10 protein-coding genes are annotated in these 10,938 nt (G+C 71.4%); 3 read left to right on the forward strand and 7 right to left on the reverse strand.

Annotated elements, in window-relative coordinates; genetic code table 11:
• Window positions 1-47: 47 nt before the first annotated feature.
• From AB0J74_RS23315 to AB0J74_RS23345, 7 genes are all read right to left on the reverse strand, one after another.
• Window positions 48-1,883 carry a xylan 1,4-beta-xylosidase gene (locus tag AB0J74_RS23315; RefSeq protein WP_363451224.1) on the reverse strand — a complete coding sequence of 612 codons (1,836 nt, stop codon included), beginning with the start codon at window positions 1,881-1,883 and terminating at the stop codon, window positions 48-50.
• Window positions 1,880-3,418, reverse strand: coding sequence for a glucoamylase family protein (locus AB0J74_RS23320; protein WP_363451226.1), 1,539 nt, complete (start codon window positions 3,416-3,418; stop codon window positions 1,880-1,882). Before AB0J74_RS23320 ends, AB0J74_RS23315 begins: the two co-directional genes overlap by 4 nt.
• A gap of 8 nt (window positions 3,419-3,426) precedes the next feature.
• Complete coding sequence (locus AB0J74_RS23325; RefSeq protein WP_363451228.1) at window positions 3,427-4,278, reverse strand: carbohydrate ABC transporter permease; 852 nt, start codon at window positions 4,276-4,278, stop codon at window positions 3,427-3,429.
• Entirely contained in the window at window positions 4,275-5,234 is a 960-nt protein-coding gene (locus AB0J74_RS23330; protein WP_363451230.1) for a sugar ABC transporter permease, read from the reverse strand. The genes AB0J74_RS23325 and AB0J74_RS23330 overlap by 4 nt, the downstream gene beginning before the upstream one ends.
• Before the next feature lies 1 nt (window position 5,235).
• Window positions 5,236-6,501, reverse strand: coding sequence for a sugar ABC transporter substrate-binding protein (locus tag AB0J74_RS23335; protein WP_363451232.1), 1,266 nt, complete (start codon window positions 6,499-6,501; stop codon window positions 5,236-5,238).
• A 27-nt stretch (window positions 6,502-6,528) separates the two neighbouring features.
• Window positions 6,529-7,599, reverse strand: a complete 1,071-nt coding sequence (locus AB0J74_RS23340; protein WP_363451234.1) for a LacI family DNA-binding transcriptional regulator — start codon at window positions 7,597-7,599, stop codon at window positions 6,529-6,531.
• A 64-nt stretch (window positions 7,600-7,663) separates the two neighbouring features.
• Window positions 7,664-8,590: an endonuclease/exonuclease/phosphatase family protein gene (locus tag AB0J74_RS23345; protein ID WP_363451236.1), complete on the reverse strand. Its 927-nt coding sequence runs from the start codon at window positions 8,588-8,590 to the stop codon at window positions 7,664-7,666.
• A 121-nt stretch (window positions 8,591-8,711) separates the two neighbouring features.
• Here AB0J74_RS23345 and AB0J74_RS23350 point away from each other — a divergent pair, with 121 nt between their 5' ends.
• The 3 genes from AB0J74_RS23350 to AB0J74_RS23360 all read left to right on the forward strand — a co-directional run.
• Entirely contained in the window at window positions 8,712-9,530 is an 819-nt protein-coding gene (locus AB0J74_RS23350) for an ABC transporter ATP-binding protein (protein ID WP_363451238.1), read from the forward strand.
• A complete protein-coding gene (locus tag AB0J74_RS23355; protein ID WP_363451240.1) occupies window positions 9,527-10,501 on the forward strand; it encodes an iron-siderophore ABC transporter substrate-binding protein in 975 nt (324 codons plus the stop codon). The genes AB0J74_RS23350 and AB0J74_RS23355 overlap by 4 nt, the downstream gene beginning before the upstream one ends.
• Window positions 10,501-10,938 (forward strand): iron chelate uptake ABC transporter family permease subunit (locus AB0J74_RS23360; protein WP_363451242.1); only part of this gene is annotated, 438 nt, incomplete at its 3' end. The genes AB0J74_RS23355 and AB0J74_RS23360, both read left to right, overlap by 1 nt.

Consider the following 10,938-nt stretch of genomic DNA (forward strand, 5'->3'; position numbering starts at 1 on the left):
TACGCGACACCCGAGGGGCTCGGGCGTCGCGTACGCGGGTGCACAACTTAGCGTGGCGTCAGCTCGACGTAGGCGATGGAGGGGTTGGGCAGGTCGACCGAGATCTCGATCACGCCGCCGGTCGCCTCGACCGTGGTCGCCGGCTCCGACTCCGGGAGGTGGTCCTCCGCCTGCAGCGTCGCCCACTGCGCCTCGGTCGGCCAGTCGCCGCCGCCCATCGACCGCCAGCGCGCGGCCACGTTGCCGTGCGTCGCGTCGACCCGCCACCGGCGGACCTCGTAGCGCTCGGCCGGCAGCCCGTCGACGCGGATCGTGACGGACCGGTCGAGATCCGCCGACCCGTCACGCTTCGCGTGGTCGAGCGAGCCGTTCCAGACCAGGGCACCGATCGTGCCGTCCGCGGACCGCGCGGTCCACGACTCGACCAGGCTGTCGGCACCGTCGCCGGACAGGGAAGCCGGCACCGCGGTGTCGCCGAGTTTCTGGGCCAGCCACAGCGCCCAGAATTTCGGCTTCGCCAGGTTGCCGACCGTGAGCAGGCCGAAGCCACCGTGTAGGAAGCGGGGCGGGCGGCCCAGCTCCTCGAAGTGGTCGGAGGCGACCCACGGCGCGAGGGACTCGATCCGGCCCGCGGCCGAGCGCATCCCGCGGAGCAGGAACGTGGCGGCGAAGACGGTGTCGTTGACCTCGTTGCCGTGTGTCGCCGTCACCCCCCACTCGGTCCACCACAGCGGCCGGTCGGCGTCGATGCCGCGCAGGTCGAGCGGCGGGCTGCCGTAGATGTGGGTCGACAGGAAGTCGACCGGGGCGTCGACGTCGAGTTGCTCCGACACCCAGCCGACCGCCGCGGTCGCCGGGCCGCCGACCCGCAGCGCCGGGTCGACGTCCTTGACCGCCCGCGCGGCCACCTCGTAGAGGCGCCAGTATTCGGCCGGCGTACCCGACCAGAACACCGACAGGTTGGGTTCGTTCCAGACCTCGAAGGCCCAGTTGTCGCGCACCTCGGCCAGCCCGTAGCGCGAGACCAGGTGCGACACCAGGGCCCGGACCAGGTCGCCCCACGCGTCCCAGTCTTTCGGTGGCGAGATGATGCCCGCGTAGGTGAAGACCGTGCGCGACGGGTCGCTGGCCAGGTCGCGGGGCATGAAGCCGAGTTCCACGATCGGCCGCATGCCGAGTGACAGCACGGTGTCGTAGACCTGGTCGATCCCCGACCAGTCGTAGACCGGCGCCCCGGAAACCAACCGGTAGACGCCCAGGTCGTCACAGAGGATCCCGTGCGCGCGTACGGTGCGCACCCCCAACGCGGAGTGCGTGCGGGCCAGCGCCTCCCGCAGCTCCGACCCGATCTCCCGCCCGCCGGTGCGCTCGGTCGACAACAGGTGCGACAGGTGCTCGGACCCGACCATGAAACGCCACGGCCGGTCCAGTGCACCGGCCGAATCCCCGGCGGAAACCGACAGCAGCAACGGTGCCACCGACGAGCCCGGCCCGACCGCCGCACCCGGCACCGGAGTGCACAGTGGACCCATCGCGGTCACGGTGGCCAGCGGCGCCACCGCGTACCAGTACTCGCGTTCGGGCTCCACGGTGGTGTCGGCATACGGGCCGTGCGGCACGGCCAGCACGTCACCGCCGCCGTGGTCGACGACCGCGAACGGGCCGGTGGGGCTGGTGGCGCGGTGCACGGCGTACCCGATGGCACCCTCGACCGGCTCCCAGTGCAGGGTGACCTGGCCGCGGCCGGTGAGCGCGACGAGCCCCGCCGGCGCGGGCAGGTCGGCCGCGTCGGGCTCGCCGGGTGCGCGGTCCTGCGCTCCGCCGCTGCCCATCAGGGCGACCCACTGTGCCCGCGCCTGCGTGGCGATGTCGCCGACCGTCATGCGCCCGCCCCACGCAGCTGGGGCAGGGGCTGGTCGGCCGGTACGTTGAACGTCTCCTGCCCGATCAGCGGCCGGATCCGCTGCTCGAACCGCTTGTCGACGAACGAGCGGCGGATCAGGTCGTTGGAGAGCTCGTTGCCGAGCGCGCCCATGATCATCGCCTGGTCGAGCGAAAGGTAGCGCCTGGCCACGGTGCCGCTGCCGACCGCGATCGCGTCGTAGAAGCCACCGGGGCCGTACGAGTCGAAGTTGGCCTTCAGCCTGGCCAGGTTGTCGACGACCGGACCCTTGGCGTAGGGCAGCGCGAGGAACGCCGCGTGCGGTGTCACCACGCCGTCGCCGTAGTCAGGTGCCGGGCCGGCCGGGCGGCACTCGCCGAAGCCGGCGTCATACTTGGAGAACTCCATGTCGGACGGGTAGCCGTCGGTGTCCATGCCCATCGCGTCGACGCCCCATGCGGTGTAGCCGCCCTTCGGGTTGCTGGCGGGGGAGAAGCCCCAGTAGCCGTAGCCGGCGTCGTTCAGGCCGTGCTCGATCTGCCCGGCCACCGTCGCCCGGTGGTTGCGGCCCCAGCTGTTGGGCGCCCAGCGCTCCTCCGGCACGAACAGGTCGGGCATCAGTGCCTCGAACATGTCGCCGCCCCAGCTCGGCACGAACTGGATGCCGCGGTACTGGTAGGCGCCCTCGAAGACCCGCACACCCTCGTAGGTGGTGTCGAAGCCGACCGGCTTCATCTCGGGCCAGCTCCAGTCGCAGGTGTCCGGCAGGGTCCGCATGGTGTGGAAGTACGCCTCGGCCGGGATCTGGCCCGCCCCGATGCCGAGATAGGTGGCGATCCGCGGCTCGGTCACCGTGATGTCGTAGTGGTTGCAGGTGAACCAGACTCCGTCGCGCGGCAACGAGCAGCCGGGCGGCGCCGCGTCCCAGAACCCGCCGGCGATCAGGCCGCTGGCACCGAACGGTGTCGAGGCCGCCGGGTTGTAGTAGAAGCCGAAGTTCATCTTCGACAGGATGGCGTCGGCCTTGCCGCGCAACTCCGGCACCGCACCCTTGACCACCCGCAGCGACGCGGCCAGCCAGCCGTTGTCCACACTGGACAGGAACGGGTAGATGGTGCTGCCGTCGTCGGGCCAGACGTGCACGACCGAGCCGTCGCGCGGGTCGTACCAGTTGTAGAACATGCCGGACGCCTCGTGGTGGTCGAGCCGGCCGAGCGTGTCGAGCGTCTTGGCGATCCGGTCGCGGGCCTCCTTGCGCGAGATGAACCCGAGTTCGCGGGCCACCACGGCCGACCACATGTAGCCGCCGATGTTGGTCGGCGAGGTGTAGGTCGACGGGGTCTTCAGGTCACCGGTGATGTTGTCGGCGACCAGCCCGGTGCGCGGGTCGGTCATCGCGACCATCGACCGCCAGGTGTCCTTGGCGTAGGCGGTCAGCGTGCGGTCGGCGCCCTTGGCGCCCGGAGCGGCCACGGCGGCGGAGCCACCGGCCAGCACCAGGGCGAGCGCGACGAGAGGAGCCAGGATGCGTCGCATGAGTCTCCTTACTTGAGTCCGGTGGTCGCGATGCCGCGCATGAAATGCCGCTGGAGGATCAGGAACACGACCAGCACCGGCACGACGACCACGACCGCGCCGGCCAGCAGCAGGCCGAAGTCGGTCTTGTTCTGGCCGATGCTGTAGAGCGCCAGGGCGACCGGCAGCGTGTACTTGTCCTCCGTGCTGGCGACCACGAGGGGCCAGAGGAAGTTGTTCCAGGAGGCGAGGAACGTGAGGATCCCGAGCGTGGCCAGCGCCGGCCGGCACAGCGGGAGGACCACCCGGAAGAAGATCCGGAACTCGCCGGCGCCGTCCACCCGGGCGGCCTCGATCAGGTCGTCGGGGATCGACTGGAGGAACTGGCGCATCAGGAACACGCCGAACGGGCCGACCAGGAACGGCAGGATCAGGCCGGCGTACGAGTTGGTCAGGCCCATGTTGCTGACCAGCACGAACTGCGGCACGAAGGTCACCATGCCGGGCACCATCAGCATGCCGAGCACGGCGAGGAACAGCACCTTCTTGCCGGGGTAGCGCAGCTTGGCCAGCGCGTACCCGACCAGCGAGCAGAAGAGCAGGTTGCCCACCGTCACCGCGACGGCGACCAGGGCCGAGTTGAAGAAGAACAGCGGGAAGTCGAGCCGGGAGAACAGGTCGCGGAAGTTGTCGAGCGTCCACGTCTGCGGCAGCCAGGTTGGCGGCACCGAGCGGATCTCGCCCTCGGGTTTGAGCGACGACAGCGCCATCCAGATGAACGGGCCGACCACGACGAGCAGTCCGATGGCCAGGATCGCGTAGAGCACCGCCTTGGCCACCCGGTCGCGTTGGCGTACCCCGCGGGCCTCCAATGTGGTCATGAGCGCTCCCCCAGGAAGCGGAACTGGATGACCGACAGCGCGACGATGGCGACGAAGAGCACGTAGCTCGCCGCGGCCGCGTAGCCGTAGTTGCCGAAGCCGAACTGGTTGTAGATGTGGTAGGACACCGACAGCGTCGACGAGAGCGGGCCGCCCTGTGTCATCACGAACGGCTCCTCGAAGAACTGCAGATACCCGATGCCGGTGACGACCCCGCCGAACAGCAGGGTCGGCCGCAGCAGGGGCAGCGTGACGTTGCGGAACTGCTGCCACCGGGTCGCGCCGTCGAGGGTGGCTGCCTCGTAGAGGTCGCCCGGGATGGCCTGCAGGCCGGCCAGGAAGATCACCATGAGGAAGCCGAAATTGCGCCAGGCCGCCATCGCGATCAGCGAGGGCAGCGCCAGCTTGGTGTCGAACAGCCAACTCGGTCCGTCGATGCCGACGACCCGGAGCAGGTTGTTGACCAGGCCGACCTCGGGGTCGAGCAGGAACCGCCAGACCACCGCGACGGCCACGATGCTGGTCACCACGGGTAGGTAGAAGCCGACCCGGAACAGCGCCCTGAACCGCAACAGACCCGAGTTGAGCGCCGTGGCGGCGGCCAGCGCGATCACGATGGTCAGCGGCACGCCGATCACCACGAAGACCAGCGTGTTGACCGACGAGCGCAGGAACAGGTCGTCGGAGAAGAGCCGGGTGTAGTTGTCGAGGCCGACGAAGTTGACCGCGAACGGGTTGCGCAGGTCGGTGGAGCGCAGGTCGGTGAAGCTCATCACCAGCGAGACGACCACCGGCACGGCCATGAAGACCAGGAACAGGATGGTGAACGGCGCGGAGAAGGCCCAGCCGGTCAGCGCCCGGCGCAGGCGCTGGCGGCGCTGGACCGACCCGGCGGACCGGTCGGAGTCGATCCCGACCGGCCGCGCCGGCGCCGTCGCCGCGGGGGCGCCGGCCATGTCAGCTCCCGGTCCCGATGGCGGTCGCCTTCTGCTGGATGGCCTTCGCGGTCGCCGCCGGGTCCGCGTTGGACTTGCACAGCTTCTCGATCTCGAGGTCGAACGCGGCCGCGATCTGCTCCCAGGTCGGAATCGCCGGCGGCGCCTTGGCATCCTCCAGTTGCTTGCCGAACACCTTGAGGAACTGGTCGCCGGACAGGCTGCTGTCGTCCCACGCCGACTGCACGGACGGCAGGTCCTTGACCGCCTGGTACCACTTGACCTGCACGTCGGGCTTGCTCAGCCACTGCACGAACTTCCAGCCCGCGTCGCGGTTCTTGGCGTCCTTGAACACGGCCAGGTTGCTGCCGCCGATGAACGAGGTGCCGGTCTTCTTCGTCGGCATCGGCGCCACCGCGAACTTCTGGTCGAAACCGGCGCCGCCCTTCTCCTCCAGCAGGCCGATGTGCCACGGCCCCGAGATGAACGCGCCGATCTTGCCACTGACGAAGTCCGGCTCCAGCGCGCCATCGGGCAGGTCGGTCCCGGACAGGCCGTCCTTGAAGAACGACTGGTAGTAGGCCAGTGCCTCGGTCATCTCCGGCGTGTCGAAGGACAGCTTGTCGGCGGTGGCACCTTCGGCGCCGTTGGACCACGCGAACGGCATCACGGACTGCCAGCTGCCGGTCTTGCCGGGCTGGAGGTGGAACCCCTCACGAACGCCGTTGGCCTTCATCTTCTTGGCCATCGCGGTGAGGTCGTCCCAGGTCTTCGGGCCGTCCGGGAAACCGGCGGCGGCGGCCAGGTCCTTGCGGTAGAAGATGCCGCGGGTCTCGACATACCAGGGCACGCCGTACGAGGTGTCGTCGACGAGGGTGGTGTCCCAGGCGCCGGGGAAGAAGTCGTCCTTCTTGATCAGGTCCGGCGGGGTCGGATCGAGGGCGCCGGTCTTGGCGAACTCGCCCTGCCAGGTCGTGCCGATCATCGACACGTCCGGGGTCTGCTTCGCGGCGATCGCGCTGGCGATCTTCTGGTGCGCCGCGTCCCAGGGCACCGGGGTCACGTTGACCTTGGCGTCCGGGTTCTCGGTCATGAACTCCTTGGCGAACTCGCCGAGTTTCTCGCCCTCGGTGCCCATCGCCCAGACCGTGATCTCGCCGCTGGCCTTGCCTTCCGCGACCGTCTTGGCCTCGTCGTTGCCGCCGCCCGAGTCGCGACCGCAGCCGGTCAGGGCGACCGACGCGGCCAATGCGACCGCCGCCACGGCCGCCAACCTGCTCCTTCTCATGCCGTACCTCCGAGGGGATGGAGTTTCCTACTTGGGGTGTGGCCCGCAGCTGCGTCGCACGACCAGCCGCGTGGGTAGGACCCGGCGCCGCGGCGCGGCGCGTTCCGGGCCCGTGTTGCGTTCGCCGATGCGCCCGTCGAGCCAGCGCGCCGCGGTGGCGCCCAGCTCGCGCATCGGTTGGGAGACGGTGGTGAGGCCGGCGAACCGGGCGGCGAGCACGTCGTCCCACCCGGTCACGGCCAGGTCGTCGGGCACCCGGCGGCCGGCCGCCTCGGCGGCCAGGTGCACGCCGAGCGCGACCTCGTCGTTGGCGCAGACGACCGCGTCCGGCGGGTCGGCCATCAGCTCGGCGCCGACCCGCTCGCCGGCGTCGACGTCGTAGTCGCAGACGCGTAGCTCGGGCCTGGCCAGGCCGTGCGCACGCAACGCCCTCGCCAGGCCCGCGTAGCGGCCGGCGGCGTCGGGGGAGGCCGCCGGGTCACCGACGAAGACGATCCGCCGGTGCCCGTGCGCGACCAGGTGTTCGGCCAGGTCGGCGGCGGTGCGCTCGTTGCGGGTGCGGATGGTGTCGACGCCGTCGACCGGCGGGCGGGCCAGCAGCACCAGCGGCAGGCCGGTGGCGGCGACCGCGCGCACGCTCTCGTCGCCGACGGTGTTACCCATCACGGCCAGGCCGTCGACCCGGCCGGCGAGGTCGAGCACCGCGGCCTCGGCGTCGCGCCGGCCGTGCGTGGTCAGAATCAGCACGCTGCGGCCCAGCTCGGCGGCGACCTCCTCGTAGCCGAGCACGACCTCGGCGTAGTAGGGGCCGGTGAGGTCGGGGAAGACGATCCCGTTGGCCGCGTGCCTCCCCTCGGCCAGCGAGCGGCCGAGCTGGTTGGGGGTGTAGTTGAGGGCCTCGACCGCGGCGCGCACCCGGGCCCGGGTCGCCTCGGTGACCAGATCGGAGTCGCGCAGGGCCCGCGACACGGTGGCGATCGACACGCCGGCGCGCTCGGCGACCTCGTAGATCGTCGCTGCCTTCGACTTTGAAAGCGCTTTCATCGCCACGAGTGCCGAAGCTACCCGCTCGTCATGATCCTGAAACTGCGAGTTCACGATATGAATCTTGCGACAAACCGGTCAGCGCCCGGCGTCGTCACGTTCCATCGTGGACGGTCGCCTAGCGGAAATGAAACCCTGCCACCACGGCCCGATGGTCGGTCGCCGGCGTCCGCACCACAGTGGACGTCGTCGCGGTCAGGCCGCGGTAGAAGATCTGATCCGGCCGGATCAGCGGCAGCGTCGCCGGCCAGGTGGCGCCGGGGCCGCGGCCTGCGTCGCCCTGGGCGTCGCGCACGTGCGCGCGCAGCGGCGCGATCACGCGGTCGGTGATCGCGGTGTTGAAGTCACCGGCCACCACCAGTCGCTCGGCCGGGTCGCCGGCGACCGCGTCGGCCAGCGCGCGCAGTGACCGGTCGCGGGTGGCCGTCACGCCCGGCCGGGCCGAGCCCAGGTGCACGGCGTAGACGGCGACCTCGCCCTCCGGCGCCTCCACCACCGCCCGCAGTGCCCGCTCCCAGCCCAGCGCCGTGTCGACCGGGGCGTAGTCGCGAATCGGGAACCGGCTCCACAACTCCACCGTGGACACCCGCGCGTGGTATTCGTAGTGGTTCGACATCGTCTCGGCGACGGTGTCGCGCAGGTCGTCGGCCACCTCGACCAGGGCGACCACGTCGGCGTCGGTGGCCACCACCGCGCCCGCCGTCGCCGTCGGGTCCGGGTTGGCGGCGTTGACGTTCTGGCTGGCCACCCGCAGTTGGGTGGCGCCCGGGTCGCCCTTGGGCAACCAGGCGCGGCCGAACAGGAAGCCCCACAGCAGCAGCGGCACCACCGCCGCGACCACGGCCGTCCTGGTGCGGGCCAGCAGCGCGCCGAGGATCAGCACCGGCACGGCGAGCAGCAGCAGCGGCGCCGCGGTGTCGAGCACGCTGCCGAAGCCGGCCACGTTGGGCACGGAGCGGTGGAAGGCGAGGGCGACGGTCACGACGAGCGCCACGAAGACCACCGCCGCGGTGACGAGTCGCCGCGGCGTGGGGAGCATCGTCATCACCGGATGACGCTACACGGGGCGGTCACCCGGATCGGGTCGTTCCGACCGTGTCGTCACGCGCAGTGTCCACGCCAGAGGTTAGGTTGACCTTCCTGAAGATTAGGCTAACCTAACCCGCATGTCTCAGGAGTTGCGCGGCATCGATCTCGACCTCGCCTACCACGGTGCGCCGGTCGTGCACGGCGCCTCCCTCACACTGCGTCCGGGCCGGGTCACCGCCCTGGTCGGTCCCAACGGCAGCGGCAAGTCGACGCTGCTGCGCGCGCTGGCCCGGCTGCACCAGCCGGGCGCGGGCGACGTGCTGCTCGGCGACCAGTCGGCGCTGCCGCTCGCACCGCGCGACTTCGCGCGCCGGGTCACCCTGCTGGCGCAGAGCCGCCCGGTGCCGGCCGGGGTCAGCGTGCGCGACGTCGTCGGCTACGGCCGCCACCCCTACCGGGGCCGCTGGCGGGCCGACGACCCCGACGGCCCGCGCGCGATCGCCTGGGCGCTCGACGTGACCGGGGTGGCCGGCATGGCCGACCGGGCGGTCGACGAACTCTCCGGGGGCGAACGGCAGCGCGTCTGGCTGGCCACCTGCCTGGCCCAGGACACCGGCGTGCTGCTGCTCGACGAGCCGACCACCTTCCTCGACCTGCGCTACCAGGTGGAGATCCTCGACCTGACCCGCGACCTGGCCGACGAGCACGGTGTCGCCATCGGGGTGGTGCTGCACGACCTCGACCAGGCCGCCGCGGTCGCCGACGAGGTGGTGCTGCTGTCCGCGGGTCGCGTGCGGGCCGCCGGCGCACCGCGCGACGTGCTGACCGAGCCGGCACTGACCGAGACCTACGGCATCCCGGTCGAGGTGCTCGTCGCCCCGGAGACCGGCCACCTCACCACCCGACCCGTCGGCCGGCACCACCGCCGGTCACGTACCGAAAGAGAATCCGTATGAAGCGCTTCACCCTGCTCGCCGTCGCCGCGGTCGCGGTCCTCGCGGCCGGTGCCTGCGGCACGACCGAGGAGATCGCCGCGCCGTCGTCGGACGCCACGGCCGGTCCGGTCACCGTCAAGGACGGCCGGGGCAAGGAGATCACCCTGCCGAAGCCGGCGACCCGCGTGGTGAGCCTCGAATGGGGCGAGACCGAGATCCTGGCCAGCCTCGGCGTGATGCCGGTCGGCAGCGCCGACAACAAGGGCTTCGCCGTCTGGGACACCGCGGTGACGCTCGACCCGTCGGTGAAGGACGTCGGCACCCGCGGCGAGCCCAGCGTCGACTCGGTCGTCGCGTTGCAGCCCGACCTGGTCGTGATGGAGGCCGAGCGGGGCGCGCCGATCGTGGCCCAGCTGGAGAAGTACGTGCCGGTGCTGGTGACCATCGGCAGCGACGCCAGGCGCAACCTCGACCGGCTGCGCGACGACGTCACGATGATCGCCACCGCGGTCGGCAAGAAGGCCGAGGGCGACGGGCTGCTCGCCGACCTCGACGCCCGGATCGCCTCGGCGAAGACCGAACTCGCGTCGGCCGGCGCCGCCGGCAAGCCGTTCGCGATGGCCGACGGCTGGAAGGAAGGCAGCACCGTCTCCGTCCGGATGTTCGGCCGGGGCGCGCTCGTCTCCGACCTGGGCACCGCGATCGGCCTGCGGAACGCCTGGACCACCGCCGGCGATCCACAGTGGGGGCTCGGCCAGACCGACGTCGAGGGCGTCAAGGCGCTCGACGGCAAGGGTGTCACCTTCTTCTACAACGCGTCCGACGGCGTCGACGTGTTCGCCGACGGCCTGCGGGGCAACGCCATCTGGGACGCGCTCGACTTCGTCGAGGCCGGCAGGGCGCGGAAGCTGCCCTCGGGCATCTGGACCTTCGGCGGCCCGAAGTCGTGCATCCAGTGGATCGACGCGGTCGTCGCGGCGTACCAGGCCTGATGAGCCTGTCCGTGGTGGAGCGGGCGGCGGCCGTCGTCGTCGCCCTGGCCCTGACCCTGGTCCTCGCCGCGATCCACCTCACCCAGGGCACGTCCTCGGTGGGCGCGGCCGACCTGTTGCGGCTGCTCCTCGGCGCCGACGACGCCGGCACGGCCCAGGTGCTGGTCGCGTCCCGGTTGCCCCGGTTGCTCGCCGCGCTGGTGGTCGGCATCGCGCTCGGCGTGGCCGGCGCCGCCCTGCAGTCGCTGGCCCGCAACGCGCTCGCGTCGCCGGACACCCTCGCCGTCAACGCGGGCGCCTACCTCGCCGTGGTCGCCGCGTCGGCGTTCGGCATCAGCCTCGGCGTGCTGCCCTCCGGCGCCCTGGCGTTCCTCGGCGGCCTGGGCGCCGCCGGCCTCGTGCTCGCCCTCTCCTCGGGCGGTCGGGCCGGCCCGACC

It is taken from the genome of Asanoa sp. NPDC049573 (assembly GCF_040676615.1).
Taxonomy (GTDB): Bacteria; Actinomycetota; Actinomycetes; order Mycobacteriales; family Micromonosporaceae; genus Asanoa.

Bases quoted from the DNA above. Each gene is read 5' to 3' on its own strand.
- AB0J74_RS23315 (WP_363451224.1), bottom strand. From the start codon at position 1,883: ATGACGGTCGGCGACATCGCCACGCAGGCGCGGGCACAGTGGGTCGCC.
- AB0J74_RS23320 (WP_363451226.1), bottom strand. From the start codon at position 3,418: ATGCGACGCATCCTGGCTCCTCTCGTCGCGCTCGCCCTGGTGCTGGCC.
- AB0J74_RS23325 (WP_363451228.1), bottom strand. From the start codon at position 4,278: ATGACCACATTGGAGGCCCGCGGGGTACGCCAACGCGACCGGGTGGCC.
- AB0J74_RS23330 (WP_363451230.1), bottom strand. From the start codon at position 5,234: ATGGCCGGCGCCCCCGCGGCGACGGCGCCGGCGCGGCCGGTCGGGATC.
- AB0J74_RS23335 (WP_363451232.1), bottom strand. From the start codon at position 6,501: ATGAGAAGGAGCAGGTTGGCGGCCGTGGCGGCGGTCGCATTGGCCGCG.
- AB0J74_RS23345 (WP_363451236.1), bottom strand. From the start codon at position 8,590: ATGACGATGCTCCCCACGCCGCGGCGACTCGTCACCGCGGCGGTGGTC.
- AB0J74_RS23350 (WP_363451238.1), top strand. From the start codon at position 8,712: ATGTCTCAGGAGTTGCGCGGCATCGATCTCGACCTCGCCTACCACGGT.
- AB0J74_RS23355 (WP_363451240.1), top strand. From the start codon at position 9,527: ATGAAGCGCTTCACCCTGCTCGCCGTCGCCGCGGTCGCGGTCCTCGCG.